Annotated in this window: 18 protein-coding genes and 1 riboswitch; of the genes, 8 read left to right on the plus strand and 10 right to left on the minus strand. The window is 53.4% G+C overall.

Annotation, left to right across the window (positions count from 1 at the left end; genetic code table 11):
- Nucleotides 1-68 precede the first annotated feature (68 nt).
- Nucleotides 69-1,067: a tRNA dihydrouridine synthase gene (locus CU041_RS00430; RefSeq protein ID WP_101245306.1), complete on the minus strand. Its 999-nt coding sequence runs from the start codon at nucleotides 1,065-1,067 to the stop codon at nucleotides 69-71.
- Nucleotides 1,068-1,319: 252 nt separating this feature from the next.
- On the opposite strand from CU041_RS00430, the gene CU041_RS20500 reads away from it, so the two are divergent.
- A complete protein-coding gene (locus tag CU041_RS20500; RefSeq protein ID WP_170310061.1) occupies nucleotides 1,320-1,469 on the plus strand; it encodes a hypothetical protein in 150 nt (49 codons plus the stop codon).
- A 186-nt stretch (nucleotides 1,470-1,655) separates the two neighbouring features.
- On the plus strand, nucleotides 1,656-1,811 hold the full coding sequence (locus CU041_RS20505; RefSeq protein ID WP_170310062.1) for a hypothetical protein: 156 nt from the start codon (nucleotides 1,656-1,658) through the stop codon (nucleotides 1,809-1,811).
- A 65-nt stretch (nucleotides 1,812-1,876) separates the two neighbouring features.
- On the opposite strand, the gene meaB is transcribed toward CU041_RS20505, so the two are convergent.
- The 3 genes from meaB to CU041_RS00445 form a co-directional block, all read right to left on the minus strand.
- Nucleotides 1,877-2,935, minus strand: coding sequence for a methylmalonyl Co-A mutase-associated GTPase MeaB (meaB, locus tag CU041_RS00435; protein ID WP_101245307.1), 1,059 nt, complete (start codon nucleotides 2,933-2,935; stop codon nucleotides 1,877-1,879).
- An 82-nt stretch (nucleotides 2,936-3,017) separates the two neighbouring features.
- The gene (gene scpA, locus CU041_RS00440) at nucleotides 3,018-5,171 is read right to left on the minus strand and encodes a methylmalonyl-CoA mutase (RefSeq protein ID WP_101245308.1); all 2,154 of its coding nucleotides are present in this window, start codon (nucleotides 5,169-5,171) and stop codon (nucleotides 3,018-3,020) included.
- Between the two features lie 2 nt (nucleotides 5,172-5,173).
- Nucleotides 5,174-7,222 (minus strand): methylmalonyl-CoA mutase family protein, encoded by a 2,049-nt coding sequence (locus CU041_RS00445; RefSeq protein WP_101245309.1) that lies wholly within the window; start codon nucleotides 7,220-7,222, stop codon nucleotides 5,174-5,176.
- A gap of 148 nt (nucleotides 7,223-7,370) precedes the next feature.
- A riboswitch (cobalamin riboswitch) is annotated at nucleotides 7,371-7,478 on the minus strand.
- Nucleotides 7,479-7,799: 321 nt separating this feature from the next.
- On the opposite strand from CU041_RS00445, the gene CU041_RS00450 reads away from it, so the two are divergent.
- Nucleotides 7,800-8,222 carry a response regulator gene (locus CU041_RS00450; RefSeq protein WP_101245310.1) on the plus strand — a complete coding sequence of 141 codons (423 nt, stop codon included), beginning with the start codon at nucleotides 7,800-7,802 and terminating at the stop codon, nucleotides 8,220-8,222.
- Between the two features lie 27 nt (nucleotides 8,223-8,249).
- Here CU041_RS00450 and CU041_RS00455 read toward each other — a convergent pair whose 3' ends face one another.
- Nucleotides 8,250-9,224: a hypothetical protein gene (locus CU041_RS00455; RefSeq protein ID WP_101245311.1), complete on the minus strand. Its 975-nt coding sequence runs from the start codon at nucleotides 9,222-9,224 to the stop codon at nucleotides 8,250-8,252.
- Nucleotides 9,225-9,571: 347 nt separating this feature from the next.
- Complete coding sequence (phhA, locus tag CU041_RS00460) at nucleotides 9,572-10,462, minus strand: phenylalanine 4-monooxygenase (protein WP_101245312.1); 891 nt, start codon at nucleotides 10,460-10,462, stop codon at nucleotides 9,572-9,574.
- Nucleotides 10,463-10,602: 140 nt separating this feature from the next.
- Here phhA and CU041_RS00465 point away from each other — a divergent pair, with 140 nt between their 5' ends.
- From CU041_RS00465 to CU041_RS00475, 3 genes are all read left to right on the plus strand, one after another.
- The gene (locus CU041_RS00465; protein ID WP_101245313.1) at nucleotides 10,603-11,082 is read left to right on the plus strand and encodes an Lrp/AsnC family transcriptional regulator; all 480 of its coding nucleotides are present in this window, start codon (nucleotides 10,603-10,605) and stop codon (nucleotides 11,080-11,082) included.
- A 109-nt stretch (nucleotides 11,083-11,191) separates the two neighbouring features.
- Nucleotides 11,192-12,196 (plus strand): asparaginase, encoded by a 1,005-nt coding sequence (locus tag CU041_RS00470; RefSeq protein WP_101245314.1) that lies wholly within the window; start codon nucleotides 11,192-11,194, stop codon nucleotides 12,194-12,196.
- Between the two features lie 22 nt (nucleotides 12,197-12,218).
- Nucleotides 12,219-12,539 (plus strand): YnfA family protein, encoded by a 321-nt coding sequence (locus tag CU041_RS00475; RefSeq protein WP_101245315.1) that lies wholly within the window; start codon nucleotides 12,219-12,221, stop codon nucleotides 12,537-12,539.
- 42 nt (nucleotides 12,540-12,581) lie between these two features.
- Here CU041_RS00475 and CU041_RS00480 read toward each other — a convergent pair whose 3' ends face one another.
- The 4 genes from CU041_RS00480 to CU041_RS00495 form a co-directional block, all read right to left on the minus strand.
- Nucleotides 12,582-13,982, minus strand: coding sequence for a two-component system sensor histidine kinase NtrB (locus tag CU041_RS00480; RefSeq protein WP_101245316.1), 1,401 nt, complete (start codon nucleotides 13,980-13,982; stop codon nucleotides 12,582-12,584).
- Between the two features lie 30 nt (nucleotides 13,983-14,012).
- The gene (locus CU041_RS00485; RefSeq protein ID WP_233432958.1) at nucleotides 14,013-15,197 is read right to left on the minus strand and encodes an HD domain-containing phosphohydrolase; all 1,185 of its coding nucleotides are present in this window, start codon (nucleotides 15,195-15,197) and stop codon (nucleotides 14,013-14,015) included.
- A gap of 14 nt (nucleotides 15,198-15,211) precedes the next feature.
- Nucleotides 15,212-16,435: an HDOD domain-containing protein gene (locus tag CU041_RS00490; RefSeq protein WP_101245318.1), complete on the minus strand. Its 1,224-nt coding sequence runs from the start codon at nucleotides 16,433-16,435 to the stop codon at nucleotides 15,212-15,214.
- Nucleotides 16,436-16,576: 141 nt separating this feature from the next.
- Nucleotides 16,577-17,800 (minus strand): response regulator, encoded by a 1,224-nt coding sequence (locus CU041_RS00495; protein ID WP_101245858.1) that lies wholly within the window; start codon nucleotides 17,798-17,800, stop codon nucleotides 16,577-16,579.
- Nucleotides 17,801-18,155: 355 nt separating this feature from the next.
- Between CU041_RS00495 and CU041_RS00500 the strand changes: the two genes are divergently transcribed.
- Nucleotides 18,156-19,427, plus strand: coding sequence for a pentapeptide repeat-containing protein (locus tag CU041_RS00500; protein ID WP_101245319.1), 1,272 nt, complete (start codon nucleotides 18,156-18,158; stop codon nucleotides 19,425-19,427).
- Between the two features lie 170 nt (nucleotides 19,428-19,597).
- Entirely contained in the window at nucleotides 19,598-20,872 is a 1,275-nt protein-coding gene (locus CU041_RS00505) for a pentapeptide repeat-containing protein (protein ID WP_101245320.1), read from the plus strand.
- Nucleotides 20,873-20,935 lie beyond the last annotated feature (63 nt).

Below are 20,935 nucleotides of genomic sequence, written 5' to 3' on the forward strand. Positions count from 1 at the left end.
AGAAGACACAAAAACGGGGTGGTCAAAGGCCACCCCGTTTTGCATTTCAGACTGAAAGAAGGCGCTGGCTATTCCGCCGCAATCGGAACGTCTTGCCGCTGATTTTCCCGAAGCGTCATATCGTGGCGCAGTTTGGCACGCAGTTCGTCGATTGACCGTATCCGTTTGATTTCATCAAAACAGGTCGCCCCCTGGGCGTGGCTTTTGCGGATCAGTGCCATCCATTGTTTGATGCGCCCGGCCTGATGGTTTTCCGACGCGCCGTCTTCGTCCATCAGATCGCAATAGGCCAGCAACATGGCCAGAACATCCGCCCAGCTTTCCTTGGGCAGGCGGGATCCGCCGTCGAATGCCTTGATCCGGTTGGCAAGATCCGGGGCCGCAATCGCACCACGGCCCAGCATGAAGCTGTCGCAGCCGGAAATGTCGCGGCATTTTTCGTAATCGGCGACGTCCCAGATTTCGCCATTACCGGTCATGCCGATCGAAATGGCATCCCGGATACGGGCCAGATATTCCCAGTGTGCTGGTGGTTTGTAACCTTCAAGCTTGGTGCGCGCGTGAACCGTCAGATGCTGCGCGCCGCCTGCTTCGACCGCACGGGCAATATCAAGAAACAGCTCCTTGTCACTGAAGCCAAGGCGGACTTTTGCGCTGACCGGAATGTCGGCCGGAACTGCACGGCGCACCGCCGAAACGATATGAAACAGGTTGTCCGGACATTTCAAAAGGGATGCACCGGCTTCGCGTTTGTTGACGGTCTTGGACGGGCACCCGAAATTGATATCGATCCCCGGTGCGCCAAGTGTTGCTGCAAAGGCGGCGTTTTCGCCCATCAGTTCCGGGTCATGCCCCATCAACTGGACCAGTACCGGCACACCTGAAAGGGTCTTGCCGCCATTCAGAAGTTCCGGGCAATAGCGATGAAACACATGGGCGGGAAACAGGTTCTGCGACACGCGGATAAATTCGGTGACGCACAGATCAAAGCCGCCGGTCGCGGTCAGCAATTGCCGAACGCGCCAGTCAACCAGTCCTTCCATCGGTGCCAGCACCAGATGCGTCATTGCCGTTTAATCCTGTTTCCTGAAATCAGAGGGCGGCTTTTACCACAAACAGCACAAACGTGCCGTTGAAAAATCACAGAGCAGGAATGTGAGCGACCACCGAAATAAGGCGGAAAAAAGCGTATTGCTGACACCTTTCCAGCCGATTTGCGGGCCACATTCAAAGTATCAAAAACAACAATGAAACGCCCGGTCAGACTCAGACATTGCTCAGACAATGGTTGGTATCTGACAGGGCAGGAGCCAAAAAAGATGCTGTATATTTTTGAAAGTGCCTTTGATGAAGTCGAAGCTGTTTCGCGCGAAGCCCGTGAAAAGCTTTCCGGTCTTGAAACGGTGTTGAAGTCAACGTCTGAAAGCCTTCAGGTTCTGAAAGAACGTCTGGAACAGACCGCCTCCTGATCCGTTAAAACCATATCGAGATGCTCCCTCAAAGACGATTACCCGGGCAAATACAAAGTGTTTCCGCAGGTTTGATCTATATCTTTGAATTGCAACACGAACAGGTACATGCTTGGTGCTATGGTCATTACGTGCCAGCCCGACACGATGCGTGTCAGTGCCAAGACGCATGAAGGAGGATTGAGAATGCTTTATATCGTTGAAAAAGCTTTGGACGAACTCGAAGCAATGCCGCGCGAAAAGCGCGAAGGCCTTGCCCATCTTGATCGCGAAATCAATGATGCCGTCGAGAAGCTTAAAATCCTCAAGGACAAGCTCAAGGCCGAGCCGGAAAACAAGTAACGCATCCGCGTTTGAAAAATTCAAAGGGTCGCACATTTCTGGTGCGGCCTTTTGTTATGGCCGGTTTATGCCTGTCCGGTTGTTTTGATCAGGCCCAGCAATTCCTCGACCGCAGCGGTCGGGTTAGTGGTGCCTGAAAGAACGTCGGCTTCAAGCGCGCTCAGGCGGCTTGCGACGTCATCGCGATGGGTAAAGGTTTCAAGCAGCCGGTCACGCAGCATGGTCCACATCCAGTCGCGCTGTTGACGGGCGCGCTTGGCGGTGAATTCGCCTTCCTTTTCCATCACAGCACGATGCTGGTTGATCAGGTCCCAGATGGTATCAAGCCCGTCATTGATCAGGGCGGAAACCATCACTGATTGCGGGCGCCAATGTTTGCTGGTCGGCTGCAAAATTCGCAAAGCCGAGGAATACTCACGTTTGGCTTCGCGTGCTTTGGCGGGGTCGGCATCGGACTTGTTGACCGCGATCAGATCGGCGATTTCAAGCACACCTTTTTTGATGCCCTGCAATTCATCCCCGGCACCGGGCAGCATCAGCACCAGGAAGAAATCGGTCATCTGGGCGACCATTGTTTCGCTTTGTCCGGCACCCACCGTTTCGACCAGAACCACATCAAATCCGGCGGCTTCGCACAGAAGGATGGTTTCACGGGTCATGCGATTGACCCCGCCAAGATATCCGCTGCTGGGGGACGGGCGGATATAGGCGTTGGGATCAATGGAAAGCTCGTTCATGCGGGTTTTGTCGCCCAGAATCGAGCCACCGGATCGGGCACTTGTCGGATCGACCGCCAGAACCGCGACCTTTTTGCCCGCACCGGTCAGGTTCTTGCCGAACGCTTCGATAAAGGTGGATTTACCCACGCCGGGTACACCGGTAATGCCGATGCGCTGCGAACCGCCGGTATGGGGCATCAGACGGGCGAGAACCGCCTGGGCCTGTTCGAAATGTTTGGGATTGCGGCTTTCGACCAAGGTGATGGCACGTGAAAGGATGGTGCGATCACCGGCACGCACGCCATCAACCAGTTCATCAGTTGATAGCACACGTCTGCGCACGGCCTTGCGCGGGCTGATATTGCCGCCCGTGCCTGCGGGTATGGTGCGCAGCGTTTCTTTCACCGATGGTTCCTTTGCGGATGCCAGATCACGGAGATATGCCCGCCGTCAGGTTAGGGCATGAAAGCCGGAAGAAGCAAGCCGATCAGGCTGCTTCTTCGCCAGACTGATTTAGCTTTTCTAGCAGGTCGCCCGCGGCTTCGGCAATCACCGTTCCGGGTGGGAAGATCGCCTCGGCGCCGGCTTCGAACAGCTTGTCGAAATCCTGTGGCGGGATAACGCCCCCGGCAACGATCATGATGTCTTCACGGCCAAGCTTGTCCAGTTCGGCGCGAAGCTGCGGCACCAGCGTCAGGTGGCCCGCGGCCAAGGAGCTTGCACCGACAATATGAACGTCGTTTTCAACAGCCTGCTTTGCGGCTTCTTCCGGGGTCTGGAACAGCGGGCCGATATCAACATCAAAGCCAAGATCGGCAAAGGCGGTGGCAATGACTTTCTGGCCACGGTCATGACCATCCTGGCCCATTTTGGCGATCAGGATACGCGGACGGCGGCCTTCGGCGGCTTCGAATTCCGTGATCAGGCGATCAACCTTGGCCAGGGCCTCGTTATCGGCACCAACTTCGGTTTTGTAAACGCCGGAGATGGAACGAATAACCGCCTGATGACGTCCATAAACCTTTTCCAGTGCATCGGAAATCTCGCCGACGGTGCATTTGGCACGAGCGGCCTGAACAGCAAGTTCAAGCAGGTTGCCCTTACCGCTGTCTGCGGCATTGGTCAGGGCCGTCAGGGCACTTTCAACCGCACCATTGTCACGTTCAGCCCGCAGGCGTTCCAGTTTGGCGATCTGCTGGCGGCGCACTTCGGCGTTATCGACCTGAAGCACGTCAACCGGGCGATCATCGGTTACACGGTATTTGTTCACTCCAACCAGTGTCTGACGGCCGCTATCGATGCGGGCCTGTGTTCTGGCGGCGGCTTCTTCGATGCGCATTTTGGGAATGCCTGCTTCAATCGCCTTGGCCATGCCGCCCTGTTCTTCGACCTCGGCAATATGGGCCCATGCCTTTTCGGCCAGATCGCGGGTCAGGCGTTCGATATAATATGAACCACCCCACGGATCGATGACATTGGTCGTACCGCTTTCCTGTTGCAGGAACAGCTGGGTATTACGCGCAATCCGGGCCGAGAAATCGGTCGGAAGGGCCAATGCCTCGTCCAATGCATTGGTATGGAGCGACTGGGTATGGCCCTGGGTTGATGCCATGGCTTCGACGCAGGTACGGATGACGTTGTTAAACACATCCTGCGCGGTCAGGGACCAGCCCGACGTCTGGCTGTGCGTACGCAGCGACAAGGATTTGGGGTTTTGCGGATCAAACTGTTTGATCAGCTTGGCCCAGATCATGCGCGCGGCACGCATTTTGGCGATTTCCATGAAGAAATTCATGCCAATCGCCCAGAAGAAGGACAGACGCGGCGCGAATTTATCAATCGGCAACCCTGCGGCCTGACCGGCACGGGCATATTCGATACCGTCGGCTAGGGTATAGGCCAGTTCAAGATCGGCGGTCGCGCCTGCTTCCTGCATATGATAGCCGGAAATCGAGATCGAATTGAATTTCGGCATGTTTTGCGAGGTAAAGGCAAAGATGTCCGAAATGATCCGCATCGATGGTTTGGGCGGATAGATATAGGTGTTGCGCACCATGAATTCTTTGAGAATGTCGTTTTGGATGGTGCCCGAAAGCTGTTCGTGTTTCACACCCTGTTCTTCGGCAGCCGCAATATAAAGCGCCATGACGGGCAGAACCGCGCCATTCATGGTCATGGAAACTGACATCTGATCAAGCGGAATGCCATCAAACAGGGTGCGCATGTCATAGATGCTGTCAATTGCCACACCAGCCATTCCGACATCGCCGGTTACGCGGGGATGGTCGCTGTCATAACCGCGATGGGTGGCAAGGTCGAAGGCAATCGAAAGGCCCTTTTGACCGGCTGCAAGGTTGCGGCGATAGAACGCGTTGGATTCTTCTGCGGTCGAGAAACCGGCATATTGGCGGATCGTCCAGGGGCGCTGCACATACATGGTCGGATAGGGACCGCGCAAGAAGGGCGGCATACCGGGCATGGTTGACAGATGATCAATACCGTCAAGGTCGTTAGGGCCATAGACCGGTTTGACGTCAATGCCTTCTGGTGTGGTCCATGGTTCTGACTGGAACGGGTCCTTTGCCCCGGCAGAAGCCCCGTCAAACAGCGGAAGGTCGGAGAAATCAGGAATGCGGGTCATGGTTATTTCTCCCCCCGTTTGCCAAGAAGGTGGTCAAGTGCGGCACCACAAATCGCCAGAACATCCGCCCCGACATAGATAAATTCATCAATCCCGGCAGCCTCGTAACTGTCGCGGGCCTCGCCCGGATGTCCGGCAAGGTAAACCATGCTGGCACCGGCCGATTTCAGGGCCTTGGCAACGTCACTGGCCATGTCGCCATATTGCGGATCCGATCCACAAATGACGGCGATCTTTGCGTCACTTTCGGCAAAGGCCTTGGCGGCGGCATCGGCAGTATCAAAACCGTTACTGGTAATCGCCTCGATCCCGCCTGCTTCAAAGAAGTTGCGAGCAAAGGTCGCGCGGGCGGTGTGCTGGGCAACCTTGCCAAGATTGGCCAGGAAGATTTGCGGGAAGCTGCCCGATGCGGATTTATGCGCGTCTGCACGTTTGCGCAGGGCCTCAAAGCTTTCGGACAAACGATGCGGCGTCAGCGGTGAAATACGAGTCGCGGCACTGGTGCCATAAAGGTCGGTAAAGATATGACCGATGGTGGCACCTGCACGGGCGGCCTCCATCATCGAAGCCAGATCTTTGCCAACGGTGCCGTCATATTTGGTCTGACGGGATTTGGCGTCGGCCTGAATCGCATCAAGGTCAGGCGTGTCGCATTGAACCTTTGCCTCGGCGATATTGGGGAATTCCGAAACGCCGGTCAGCGGATCACGCCGGGTCGCCAGACGCTTTTCGCGTTCCTGCCAGACAGTTTCGATTTCCGATTTCAGTGACCCGTTGGCAAGGGCCTTAAGGATACCACCGGATGCTTCAAGCGACTGGAACTTGCCCCATGCGGTTTGTGCCAGTTCCTTGGTCAGGTTTTCGATGAACCATGACCCGCCAGCCGGGTCGATTACGCGGTGAACGTTGCTTTCTTCCTGCAAGATCAGTTGCGTGTTGCGTGCGATGCGACGGGCAAAGCCATCAGGCAGGCCAATCAGATGATCATAGGGCAGGCAGGTCACGCTATCGGCACCGCCAAGACCGGCCGCAAAGCTTGTAACCGTCGTGCGCAGCATATTGACCCATGGATCAACCTTGGTCAGGGCCATTTCAGCGGAAATCGCGTTGATTGAAATCGTTGCATCCTGTGCGCCCGACGCGGAAAGAACGCGGCTCCACATCATGCGAAGCGCACGGAGCTTGGCAATACCGGCAAAGAAATCCGTCCCAACCGCAACGTTAAAGACAATCTCACCCGCCGCCTGATCAACGACCATGCCCGCATCGGTCAGGGCGCGTAAATAGGTCACCCCCGATGCCAGCAAGCATGCCAGTTCCTGACCGTCGGTCGCACCGGCATTGTAATAAGGCGTGCCATTTACCGAAATTGCAGTTGCCAGCGGGAACAGATCAATCAGGTCACAGGCAACAGATGCGGCATGACCAATGGCATCTTCGGCACTACACGGCAGGGCACCCGTGGCGGCAAGGGTGCCGATCGGGTCGATATTAAAGGCCGGCGCTGCTTCGTCGGCATCGTCGGAGCTTGCGATATGAGCCGCCAGAAGGGCGGCTGCGGGAACACCGGCGGCCCCGGCATCCAGCCCGATGGTGGCAAGATTGGTATAAATATCATCAAGGGCGATCTTAAGGTCCGCCAGGCAATGGATCGCGATCCCGTCAACGCCGACTTCGCCTGATGAAATTTCGCGCCCCTGACGGGCAGCGGCATCAAGCTTCAGCGTGATCGATGTCGCGCCATTTTCGAGATCGTCAAGAATCGCGGCATTGGTTGCCTTGGGATCGGGATGGGTATGAAGTTGGCGAATATCCCAGCCGGTCACGGTTTCGCGCGGCTCGACCGTTGCGGTCAGAACTTCGTGGATCAAGCGGGTTGCATCATCCTGATCATCAAGGGTGTAGATCGGCTGAACGGAGAATCCGTCGCGCGCACGGGTCACCAGTTTCTTGTCGAAAGGCGCGCCTTTAAGGGCGTCCTCGGCAAGTTTACGCCAGCTTGCGTAGTCGGCAGATGGAAATTCAGATGCAAGTTTAAGCGGGTCGGACATGGATTCTCCCGGCTTGGTGACTTCTGTCTGATCCGCGGTATATGGGGATGGTGCGCAACCGACAGAACGTTTCCAAATATTATTTTACTACGGATTCCCTGTACCCGGTACACCCCGCCCGGCCCAATTCAAACCACGGAAACAGTATCGGTATTCTGACTCGTGCATCGGCAAAATCCGCCTTTGCACATACAGTTGCGGGGGCAGTTCCGGATTTGGCGACAGCATATTTGCACCAGACCGCACCGGATTCCCGACGATATTTCCCGGTCACATTTGCGACAGGGCGGTTTATAGCACCTGACAATAATTCCGTAAATAGGCATGGAAATACCTATTTAGGCGTAGTCACCACGTCAGAGATGATGGTTCCGTAACGTCATGTCGTGGAAACCGGCGGATTTTCTTGCACTGCACATAGGTGCTTGGGCTTGCTGCTGGTCGGAAAATCGCTGTGTACTTTGATGGCAGAATCCCTGTTGCCAAAGCTATGTGGCAAAAAATCGGCAGGTTTAACCAATTTGACATTTTCATCTGCCAATTTGGGGCTGTCCCAATTCTCGGAGTATCGCCATCCATGAACGCGCTTAGCGCCATGCCGTCGCAAATCAGTCCTGATGGGCTGGTTGCCTTTGCCGACGACAGCCCCAGTGCCAAGGCCGCACTTGAAACAGTGTTGCGCCGGGCAGGATATGACGTGGCCGGTTTTGATTGTGCAGATGACCTGATCGATCAGCTTGACGGGCTGTATCCCCGGGCCATCATTCTTGATATCGAAATGCCGGGCATGAGTGGCTTTGAAGCGTTTTGTGAAATTCGCCGCCGTTATCCCGATGCGGTGAATGTGCCGGTATTTTTCTTCTCGGCCCATTATGACGCCGATACCCGCGCGCAGGCAGATGCACTTGGCGCTGCTGATTTCATCAGCAAGGATGCCAGCCCGACCGTGGTGCTTGAGCAACTCAACCGAGTACTGTTAGGGGCCGAGTGTTTGTGTTGAGGAATGGGGACAATGGGTAGTTTAACCTCAACTTTTTTGCCTAAGTAGCATGTAACCGGTCCAGGGATGTAGGATTGACTCACCGGATATATTTATCGGGTGGTTCTTCGTCGCTTTATTTTGTGGGCCTTTTTCATCTAGGTTGTTGTCCAAATGCTTGGTGCTATGTGCAAGTGGTCGATATATTACTGAAATATCTTTAGAGTCTGTTTCAACCATTAAATGCCAATTTCTGACGTATGTGCGGAAAAGATACCTTGAATCTGGCTCTACTCCAATTGGATGTATCTTTCGTGTCTTTCTTATTAGGGTGTATTTCTCTTCTCCGCTCAGTTCGATACTATAGGTTGTCCGGCCATCTTTTTCTTGAGCGAATTGCGTGAAATCTGTCTTTGGAAATTCTTCAACCGAGAGCTTTTCAATAGTGATAGTCGATTTTTTACCGTCAGAAATTTGATCCGGTGTGTTCTGGAAATGTAATTTAACGGTGTCAGATTTGCTGTGCGGTATGATAATGCTTTTTACTGTTTCTTCTTCAACAAATGAACTTTTTTTATTTTTGTCGAGCCAGTTTATCTTGATATTTCTTCTTATTTCTTCATAGTAATAGTTCTCGTTGGATAGTATTCTCTTTTGTATCTCGCTCAGCATGCCGTTGGTTAGGTCATCGAACTTCCAAGACATGTGGGCAATTGTAACTTTATTCCAGATATCTTCTATGTCTTTTCGACCACTCAATGACTCTTCAGCGTAAACAATTTTTCTAAGTGCGTCGCTGAATAATTCGAGAAAAGTGTGGGATTTAACTATCGCGTTGAAAACACCACCAGCTAGAATCGCTTGTCCCATACTGGATAGTGTTGCTTTTATTTCTGCAGTCAGCAACGAACTGGCAATTTTGATATCTAGTAATGGCAGCAAAATTAGCGTGATACCTAGACCTGTCATTATGTAGGTCAGATTTTTAAAGAGCCATGATCTTACGTTTGCAAGGCGCACCATTTTAAGTAATCTCTATAAAACTCTTAGTATTTTGATTTTCTAATTTGTGAATTTATAGGGGCATCTTGATTCTCGTCAAGGTTGAATTTTTGTTGCGTCTTCGGTGCTTAATTGGTTGTTTGCATTTGGGGGTGTATAGTAGTATCTGAGGAGCCCGCGTTAACGGAGGATATAAATGTCGTTCGATGAAGAGATTGAGTAGTTGCTACTATAGTGACTGTACTTAAGATTTTTGAAGTTCTAGGGCAGAGTGAAGCAGACTGATTTTGCGAAAGTCAGCCTCTGCTGCGTTGAGACAAGAGTAATTCGCGACTTGAAGGTTCTCGAGTACTGATACGCGGTGGCTATTAACCGGAGAGTGGTTCTTTACAACCATCGGGTTCAATGGCGATGACGCTGTCCGCATCCCCATGCACATGATAAAGCCGATCTGTTGGCAGGGTGGTTTCCGGATCTATGGCCGGTTTTTCCGCCAGACGATCATAGATCGGGGCCATCGGCATATTCATCGCATCAAACAGCTGATCGTAGCTTTCCAGAACAAAATAGGTCTTCTGGAAATCATCAATCGCATAATCGGTGCCCATCACGCGTTCAAGATCAAAGGCAACCCTGTTGGGGGTTGGATCGGTGACGGAATAGATGGTTTCGGTTTGCGATGACAACATGCCTGCCCCATAGGCGCGCAGGCCATATTCGGTCATGATCAGGCCGAATTCGACCATATACCAATACATCCGCGCCAGGTTTTTTAGGCCGCCCATGGCGATGGCCTCGACCCCCTTGGCGCCATAGGCAGCAAGGTAATCGGCAAAGACCGGATCATAAAGCATCGGCACATGGCCAAAGAAGTCATGGAAAATGTCGGGTTCGACCAGATAATCCATTTCTTCGGGTTTGCGCAGCCAGACCGTTACCGGGAACCGCCGGTTGGCGAGATGGTCAAAAAACACATCATCAGGAACAAGTCCGGGCACCGCGACAAGATGCCAACCGGTGGCGGCATGAAGCTGTTCACTGACCCGGCCGAAATGCGGAATCTGATCCGCGGCATCAAGGCGGGCAAGATTTCGAATGTAATCCGGGGCGGCATAACCCGGCAGAATGGCCGACTGGCGGGCATAAAGCTTGCGCCATAATTCGTGTTCTACCTCTGTGTAGGCATCCCAGTCCTGCAAGATGGTGTAATCATCATTGATGTGGCTGTAGTCGCCGCGCAGATTTTTTCCCTGATCCATGGCCGTCCTCATTTTGGTTCTTGTGCCGATTTATGAGAACGATTCTACATCAGTTTAAATGTCATTTTCGGGCCAATAAGATATCGAAATCGGATGCTATTGATATAATGTGACCATAGGTTGATATTTTGGGGTGAAAAATGACCGACGTAACCTTAAGCACAACAGACATCCGCATTCTGCAAGTTCTGCAACGGGATGCCTCGATCAGTAATGTGCAGCTGGCTGAAATGGTTGGTATGTCCCCGTCACCCTGTTTGCGCCGGGTCAAGCAACTTGAAGAAAGCGGGGTGATCAAACGACAGGTCGCACTGCTTGATCGCAAGAAACTGGGATTCGGGGTGTTGGCAACCATTCAGGTCCGTCTGCAAAGCCACACCGAAGCCGGGGCAGAGGAATTCGCCCGTGCGATGAACGATCTTCCGGAGGTTCTGTCCTGCTGGGCGATGACCGGCAGGCAGGATTTCCTTTTGGTTGCCGTTGCACGCGATATCGAAAGTTTCGGTGATTTCGTCACCCACCGGTTGCTTTCAATGCCCAATGTTCGTGATGTGCAGTCCAGTCTGGTTCTTAAGGAATACAAGAATCTGACCGCCATCCCGATGCCCAGACTGCCCTGAAATGGCAGGGTAGCACGGTGGAAATGATCGGGGGTGCTTGGCGAGGCTTGCTTTTGGCCCCATGTTTCGGGCATAGGAAGAACAGTCCCACATCTGCCGGAGCAACAAGATGTCCCAAGCCGCCAATCCGATCCTGGTTGAAGCCACCCGTGGCGATATGGTCGAAAGTTTCCATCGTGGACGCTATGTGGTGATGAAAGCGGATGGCACGGTGATTGATCAGGGCGGGGATATCGATGCGTTGATGTATCCGCGATCGGCGATTAAGCCGTTGCTGGCGATCCCGTTTATTGAAAGCGGCGCGGTTGAGGCATTCGGGCTTGAGGACAAACATATTGCACTGGCGTGCTCGTCCCATAATGGCGAAGAAGAACATGCACAGACGGTAAAGGCCTGGCTTGAAAAGATCGGATTTTCGGTCGATACGCTTGAATGCGCGCCGCACTATTCACTTAGTGCAGCAGCCGGGATCAAGCAGGCAGCCGATCACGTGACTCTGACCAAGGCGCACAATAATTGTTCGGGCAAGCATTCAGGTTTTCTCAGCACGATTGCGCATCTGGGCGAAGACCCCAAAGGATATATCGAAGAAGCCCATCCCGAGCAGCAGCGCCTGATCAAGGTGCTTGAGGAAATGGGCGATTGTGATTTGTCATCGACCCCGCGCGGTATTGATGGCTGCGGCATTCCGGTGATCGGCATGCGGTTGCGTGACCTTGGACTGGCCATGGCGCGAATGGCGGACCCGGCCGGGCTTGATCCCAAGCGCATTGAGGCGATCAAACGCATCCGCAAGGGATGTGCAAATGCGCCCTTCATGGTCGCAGGCACGGGCCGTTTCTGTACCGGGATCATGGAAGAATGCGGTGAAGATGCATTGGTCAAGGTCGGGGCAGAGGGTGTCTATTGCGCTGCTTTCCCGAAGCAAGGGTTGGGCGTTGCCCTTAAGATCGATGACGGGACCCAGCGCGGCGCGGAAGTCGCCATGGGCGGACTGTTGCGCAAGCACGGTGTGATTGACGATGCCAAGGCAGAAATTCTTAAAAACTATCTGACCCCGGTTTTGACCAACTGGGCGGGCAAATATGCCGGTGATTTACGTCCGGCTTTCTGATTGCGGATAAACGGAAAAGTATATGCAAAGCATCGCGGCCTATATCTTTGCAGCTATTGCTGAAATTGCCGGATGCTTTGCCTTCTGGGCCTGGCTGCGATCGGGGAAGTCGATCTGGTGGATCGTGCCGGGGATTGCATCGCTTGTTGTGTTTGCCTGGTTGCTGACCAAGGTCGATGCCGAATTTGCCGGGCGTGCATATGCAGCCTATGGCGGGGTTTACATCACCGCATCGGTTTTATGGATGTGGGTTGTTGAGCGCAGCAGTCCCGATCGCTGGGATGTGACCGGGCTTATGGTATGCCTGCTTGGTGCGGGCATCATATTGTTTGCACCGCGCTGAGTGGTTGGTTGTCAGCTGCGGCGTCCTTGATCGTCGATCTGTTTATTCGCTTGCCGATTTGCCTGTGCGGTCCTCGCCCGGAAGCAGCACATGGAACGTTGTTCCCTTGCCGACCTGGGTTTCAAACCAGATTCTGCCACCATGGCGCACCGTTACGATGTCATGGGTAATCGAAAGCCCCTGACCGGTGCCCTTCCCGACTTCCTTGGTGGTGAAGAACGGGTTGAAGATTTTCGATCTGTTTTCCTTGTCGATGCCCGTGCCGTTATCGGAAATGCTGATCAGGATGCTGTCATCAAGGGATGTGGTTTTGACGACAATCTCGCCTTCGGACGGTTTGCGTCCGGCTTCCTGAATGGCCTGGACCGCATTGACAATCAGATTGAGAAAGACCTGGTTGACCTCGTTGATATAGCAAGGAATATGCGGAATTTCCGGGTCAAACTTTTCGACCACGTCGGCATAGTGTTTCCATTCATTGCGCGAAATCACAATGACGTTTGACAGTACCCGGTTGATGTCGGTTGTTGTTTTTTCCGTCCCGCCGGGATGGGAGAATTCCTTCATCGACAGGACGATGCGCGCGACCTGATTGATACCGTCAAGGGATTGCTGGGTCGCATGCGGGATTTCTTCGAGCAGGAATTCCATATCTGAATTGCGCAATTGCTTGGCGAATTCTTCAAAGGTGTTGTCGGGCAGAAATGCGCGGTTTTTCCAAAGTGTTTGCAATGACAGTCCAAGGACACGCGAAAGCGCACCATAACTGTCATTGAGGAATTTCAGATTGTCGCGGATATACTGGCTTGGCGTATTGATTTCATGGGCGATGCCGCCGGCAAGATGGCCAATTGCCTCAAGCTTCAGAGCTTCACGCAGATCTTCTTCGAGCTTCTTTTGCGCATCTTCGGCCTGACGGCGGCGGGTGATGTCGCGGAAAATGTAAAGGTAGCTCATTTCCGAACTGAAATTGGCCGGGCTGACGATGATTTCCATCGGGAAACTGTCGCCATCCAGTCGCTGGGCCATGGTTTCGGTATAGTCGTATTTCAGAACGCCGGAACTGATATTGATACACCGGTTCAAAAGTCGGTGGCGCACCGTCATCTTGCGGTCGATAAACATCACATCGACTGATGTTCCAAGCAACTCGCCACTTTGCGCACGCAGGATTTCTTCGGCGGATTTGTTGAAGTCCTGAATGATGCCGGCGGCATCCACAATCAGGATGCCTTCGACCACGGTATCGAGGATCGTTTTAAGGCGCTGGGTGATTTCCAGTTTGCGGCGGCTCTGTTCGTTGAACAGTTCCATGAATTGCTTCTGGAATTCTTCGGGGGCTTCGATCTTGCTGATTTCGTCAAGCAAGTCGTCATTGGTGATCAACTCGTCACCGCCGCTCATGATTTTCGGCGTTTCGATGTTATCCTGATCTTCGGCCATGGTTCTTTCCGTCACGAAATTGTTGCAGTATCAACCGCTTGCGCCTTTGCCGCCGCGGCGAACACGGATCGGCTCATGAAACTGATGCAGTTTCTGGAAAACACGCAGGCGTTGGATCTGAACTTCGGAAATATAGTTTCCGTGGGTCAGCAAGACATGCCCGTCACGGGTTTCGATGTCGGTCAGCAGGAAATCGCCCATCCGCAGATGTTTGAGATAGATGTCATGTTCGGTTCCTTCGGGGAAAGCGGTCTTGTCATAGGAGGGATCAACAACCGCGAGAACCATTTCGATCTTGTCGAGAAGGCTCATGTCATAACGTTTCGGCTTTTGACGCAACTCGTCAAAATGCTGTTTGACCACCAGTTCGCTTTCCGTGATTTTCCCCAGATCATTGAATATCCGAAGAACCCGTGATCCCAGCGGGATATCGGTTCCTTTCGGGCCGTCTGACGGGAAGCCGGAACCATCAAAATCGCGATATTGCATATAGACAATCTGCGCGACATTTTCGAGACGGGGGATATTTGAAATCAGACTGCGCGCAACTTCTGGCGTGCGTCTTACGACATCGCGTTCAAGGGGCTGAAGCGGCTTTTCCTCGCCAAGGCGGCTTAAGATATCGGCGGGCAACGAAACATACCCGATTGGCGCAAGAAGGGCGGCAAGCCCCAATTCCCAGGGGTGCGGGTATCCGATCGACTTGGCGATCTGGTCACACCAGACCTTTGCGCGCATGGCCTTGCCAAAGATCGCGGGGTTCAGCTGTGACAGGACTTCGGTCAGGACCTTGATGCTGCCGGCAAGTGTCTGTTCAATCAGCGCCTTTTCAGCTGTGATCAACTGATGCTGGCGCAAGGCGGCATTGACCCCGACAAGCAGTTCTTCGTCTTCGCAGGGCTTGTTGAAAAAACGGAAAATCCGCCCCTGATTGATGGCTTCGACCGCTGTTTTCTGGTCGGCATTGCCCGTCAGCATCATATTGACGGTATCGGGGCTGAGTTTTGCGACATTGCTGAGAAGTTCGACCCCATCCATTTCGGGCATGCGCATATCGGCAACACAAACCGCGTATTTTGCCCCGCCCTTGATCTTTTCTATGGCCTCAAGCGGGCCAAGGGCGGTGTCGAAACTGAATTTGCCCCGCAGCCGGCGTTTCAGTCCCATCAGCAGGTTTTCATCGTCATCGACGAAAAGTACACGCGGCTCTTCCATGATATGTCCCTCCCTTACTTGGCGAGTTCCGAATATTTTTCTTCGACCAGCTTTGCGGTTTCACGCCATGCCGGCAGTCTGTCGGCCTTGTTCATCCGTTCAAGATATTCGATGTCGATCCGGCTTTCCGGGGCTGTGCCGGTTCTGAGTTCGATGGCGACTTCGCGCGCAAGATGTTGCGCAACGTAAATTGTCGTCAGCGCATCCATTTCATTGTGGGGCGTGTCCTGGGGGCGGTGGTGATAGGCGACGGTTTGAACCATCGCGCTGGGGAAACCCCACAGACCCAGAAGATAGGCGCCGATTTCCGGGTGGGCGGCACCGAACTGGTCACGTTCGGCAAGATTGATCGGGATGTCTTCGCTTTCGACGCGTTTGATGACTTCGGTCATTTCCTTGGCGCGGAATGCGTAAAGGATCAGGCTGCCGGTGTGGCTCAGCATGCCGATGGCAGGCATGACATTGATGATTTCCGGGGCGAGCTTTTCTTGTTCGGCAATCAGGGTTGCCAGAACGCCAAGTTGCTGGCTGCGCTGGCACAGTTGCATCATGCGCGTGGCATCGGTTTTGGGGCCGTCGTAACTGCGAAACAGGCCGGTAAAAAGTGCCAGCGCCTTAAGCGTATCAATGCCAAGCATGCGGATGGCAAGTGATACAGACGTGATGTTCTGACGAATGGCAAAATAGGCCGAATTGGTCAGTTTCAGGATTTCGGCGGTCAGGGCAATGTCAGACGCCACGATCGAGGTCAGCTTGTCATTGCTGACCATCGGGTCTTCAAGGGCATTGACCAGATTGGTATAGGTGCTGGGCGGGGATGCCAGCGTATCAATCCCGCCGACCAATGATCGCAAGTCCGGATTGGTCAGCAAATTGCGAAGATCAAGCGCGTTGTCGATGGTTTCAAGCAACATGTTGTCGTCGCAAGGTTTGGCCAGATATTGATGGGCCGGGCCGACAGTTCGCAAGACGGCTTCTTCTTCGCTGAAGCCCGAAAGAATGATACGTGCCGTGTGTGGATGCTTTTGCTGCATCACGGTCAATAGTTCCGCCCCGTCCGTACCGGGCATACGCATATCGGAAATGACGACGTCGGGCTCTGTTTCCGCGGCCTGGGCAATTGCACTTTCGGCATTCGCCGCAAATGACAATTTCCAGTCAGGACGCACAGAGTGCAGACGTCGACGCAATCCTTCCAGAATGTTTGTTTCATCATCGACAAACAGGATGATGCTCATGGTTACCCTCTTACGCACGTTTCATATTGTTTAGATGGGATTGCAGACCGTCCATTCACAGTCCGCATTTGAGGAGGGAGTTCAGATAATTGCAGGAAACCCATGGCAATTGGCCTGCAACGCCGGGATGCGGCGGATGTGTCAGCTGTTGGTAAGTTCACTGTATTTTTGCGAAACAATTCGGGCAATGTTTGTCCATTCTTCGATCCGGCCCGTTTTGCCGATCAGCGCCAGATAGTTCATATCAATTCGGCTTTCGGGATCTTGCCCGTTTTCCTGGTCGGCGATTTCACGGGTGAGATGCTGGGCAACATAAATCGCTGTCAGGGCATTCATCTCCTTATGGGGGAGATCCATGGGGCGATGGTGATAGGCAACCGCCTGGATTACCGGGGCCGGGAACCCCCACAGCCCCAAAAGATAGGCACCGATTTCGGCATGACAGGCACCGAATTGCTCGGTTTCGGCCTTGGCAATTGAAATGCCTTCGGTCTCGACCCGTTTGGTGACGGCCTCCATCTCGTCAGGCCGGTTGGCATAGAGGATCAATGTGCCGATGTGGCTGAGCATCCCGATACTGGGCACCGCGTGGCAGATTTCGCGCGGCAGGTCTTCGAATTCGGCAATAAGAGCCGCCGTAACACCGATTTGCTGGCTGCGATGGCACAGGCGTTTGAGGTTGGCGGCCTGATTGGGCGGACCTTCAAAACCGCGATAAAGCCCGACAAAAAGCGCCAGCGCCTTGAGCGTTTCCTTGCCCAGCATGCGCACCGCATGCGAGACCGATGACACCGTCTGTGTAACTGCGAAATAGGACGAGTTGGTCAGTTTGAGAACTTCGGTCGTCAGCGCAATGTCAGACTCGACAATTTCCGAAATGCTTTCGAGTGAATAATCCGGATCGGCAAAGGCGTCCTCAAGCCGGATATAGGTATCGGGCGGGGAGGCGAGGCTTTTGGAATCCGCCACCAGTGTTCTTAGTTCCGGACTTTGCAACAACTGGCGCAGTCCCAGCGCATTTTCCATGCTTTCGATCAGTGTTTGATTGTCGCAGGGTTTGCTCAGAAACTGGTGGGCGGGGCCGATGGTGCGCAGATAGGATGCGTTGTCAGCATGCCCGGTCAGGATGATCCGGACAGCATCGGGGTGGGTTTCTTGAAGTTTTTCAAGCAAGGTAATCCCGTCCATTTCCGGCATCTGGATGTCGGAAACAATCACATCGAAATTCATCTTGCTTGCAAGTGTCAGGGCTTCTGCGCCGCTGGTCGCGAAATAGAGATTCCATTCCGGCCGTGCACTGCGCAGCCAGCGGCGCAATCCGCTCAGAACATTGGTGTCGTCATCAACAAAAAGGATGTGATGCATTCGCAGGGTCGCCTTGTTTTTCTTGCTTTGCAGGTGGGGGCTTTGCGGCGCGATCACAAGATCGGCTGTTTAATTCAGGGAAAGCTGAAAAAAGGCAGCCAGGGTGTGACGTGTGATGCGGTTTCGTGGATGGGCAGAGCAACATTGATGCATTGTCCAATCCGGATGGATAAGGTATGGGTATCTTATCCTTCGGTATAGTTATTGATGTGTAAGCATCTATATTTGCAGTGCTTTTTTATGCAAATGTCATATTTTGTCAGACTGTAACCGGCCGGGGACAGTTACAATTATGTGGCTCGCGAACGACATAGAAGTATATTGCCGTATGAATGATCGGGGTGCGGTTTAATAGATGACAACGCGTTCAGAACTGATTGACGCGATAAAAAAACACCAGCTGTATGTGACTAAGCAGCCGGGTGGCAAACGCATGCAACTGCGTAACGGCAACCTTTCCCGCATCAAAATGAGCAAGATCACCCTCGAAGACGCAGTCCTTCCGGGCGCGAACTTTATTCAGGCCGTGATCCGTGACGTTAAGTTCGATTTCTGTGACCTGTTTGGTACCAATTTTGTCGAAGCCGACCTTGAAGGATCCAGTTTTGTTCGTGCGGATTTGCGCGGGGCAAATATGGCGCGGGCGAAATTGCGGCACGCCAACCTTAAGGGGGCTGACCTTCGATCCGGTGTGATGGTGATTGTTGATGCCGGGCGCGAGAAAAAGGTCAAACGTGCAACGGATCTTGCCAATGCCGATTTGCAAGGATCGATGTTGTCCGGGGCCAATATGGCCGAAAGCAATCTTTCAGGCGCGCGTCTTGCCGATGCCGATCTAAGCGATGCCAACATGTTTGCGGTCAACCTTGCCGGGGCTGATCTGACGGGATGCAATCTTTCGGGGGCGAAGCTTAAAAACGCCAATCTCAAAGGGGCGCGTCTTAAAGACAGTCTGCTGGTTGGAACCGACCTTACCGGTGCAAATTTGCGCAATGTCGATTTGACGTCTGTCGATCTATCGCAGGCCAATATTGCCAATTCAATTGGCAGCAAGGCCGTAACCCCCTTGCCCGAAGACATTCGCGAACTGATCAACAGCCACACCGAATGGCTGACCAGTGGCGGTTCATCCGGTGTGCCGTTAAATGTCACCGGCCGTGATCTGACCGAGCTTGATTTTTCGGGACTGGATCTTTCGGCGGCGTGTTTTGATGATTGCATTCTTAAGGGTGCATTGTTTGTGGATGCCATTCTGGCAATGACATCAATGCGCAATGCCGATCTGCGCAATGCCCGTCTGAGCGGTGCGATCATGAACGGTGTGCGGATGTCTTATGCCAATTGCGCCAAGGCGATTTGTCAGGGCGTGCGGTTTGGTGGCGTGGAACAGCGCGATGCCAAGGGCAACAAGACCGGTGATGTCTGGCGGGCCGATCTGACGGCGGCGGATTTTTCACATGCCGATCTTCGGAATTCTGTATTTGAAGCCCCGCAGATGAAGGGTGCGATTCTGAGCAAGGCAAATATCGCAGGCGTCGCATTCGGGGAAACCGACCTGTCCGAAGTTGAGCTGACCGGAACCAATATCGGCGCCATCCTTAGCGGCACAATTCCCGAACAAGTATAGTGTTTTTGCCGGCTTCCTGTTCATCAGGATAGTCCGAAAACCGAAATTCTTCCGATAAAACTAATTTAGCGACAGGTGCGGTGCGATTTGCATTGCGTTGCTGCTAACTGTTGCAGTTTATTAGATTAATACAAAACAGTGTGATCTTGGTGTGGGGGAAAATTGGTCACATGACAGCGCGTGCCGAGCTGATTGATGCAATCAAATTGCATCAGCTTTATTTGAACCAGAAACCGGGTGGCCGGCGCATGCAGGTGCGCAACGGCAACCTGTCGCGCATCAAGATGAGCAAAATCAGCTTGCAGGAGGCCGTCCTGCCCGGCGCGAACTTCATTCAGGCAACTGCGCACCAGGTCTGTTTTGATTATTGCGATCTGTTCGGGGCCAATTTTGTCGAAGCTGATCTTGAAGGATCAAGCTTTCTGCGTGCCGATCTTCGTGGTGCGAACATGGCACGCAGCAAATTGCGATACGCCAATTTAAGCGGCATTGATCTACGTGCCGGCATCATGGTCGTGGTCGAGGGCAGCCAGGAACGCCCGGTCAAAAAAGCAACCGACATGAGCAACACCGACCTTGAAGGCGCAATGATGTGGGGGGCCAATCTGTCGGGAGCCAATATGTCCGGTTCGCGGCTGGCCCACACTGATATGAGCGATGCCAACATGTTTGCCGTCAACCTTGAAGGTGCGGACCTTACGGGCTGTAACCTCAGCGGTGCAAAATTGCGCAATGCCAATCTCAAGGGGGCGAAACTTGCCGGTTGTGAACTGGTTGGTGCGGATCTGAGCGGGGCGAACCTGCGCAATGTGGACATGACCGATGTCGATATCAGTCAGGCCAATACATCCTATTCGATCGGTGGCGGAACACCGTCCGCACCGCTGGCCGACGATATTCGCGATCTGGTCAACGGGCATAGTGAATGGCTTTCGACAAGCGGGAAAAGCGGTGTTCCGATGATTGCGGTTGGTCGCGATCTGAGCGGGCTTGATTTTTCGGGGCTTGATCTTTCGGGGGCGTGTTTTGACAAATGCATCCTGCGCGGCGCGCTGTTTGTCGACACCATTCTTGCCATGTGTTCAATGCGCGATACCGATATGCACAAGGTCCGCATGAACGGGGCGGTACTTGACGGGGTGCGGATGGCAAATGCCGACTGCACCGAGGCCGTGTTTCAGGGCGTGAAATTTGGCGGTGTCGATCAGCGCGATAAGAAGGGGGCCAAAACCGGCTCTGTCTGGCGGGCCGATCTGACCAATGCCAATTTCGAACAGGCTGATTTGCGCAATTCGGTTTTTGAAGAAACCCAGATGAAAGGTGCCAATCTGACCAAGGCGAATGTTGCCGGTGTTGCATTTGGCGCAACGGATTTGACCGAAGTCGAACTTGAAGGATCAAATGTTGGTCTGATCCTTAATGGCTATATCCCGGGCCGCAAGTAATCGGGCATTGCATCATCATGTGAAATGCAAAACGCCGCCCGGGCAGGCGGCGTTTTTTATGTT

This window comes from Thalassospira povalilytica (assembly GCF_002844235.1).
GTDB lineage: Bacteria > Pseudomonadota > Alphaproteobacteria > Rhodospirillales > Thalassospiraceae > Thalassospira > Thalassospira povalilytica.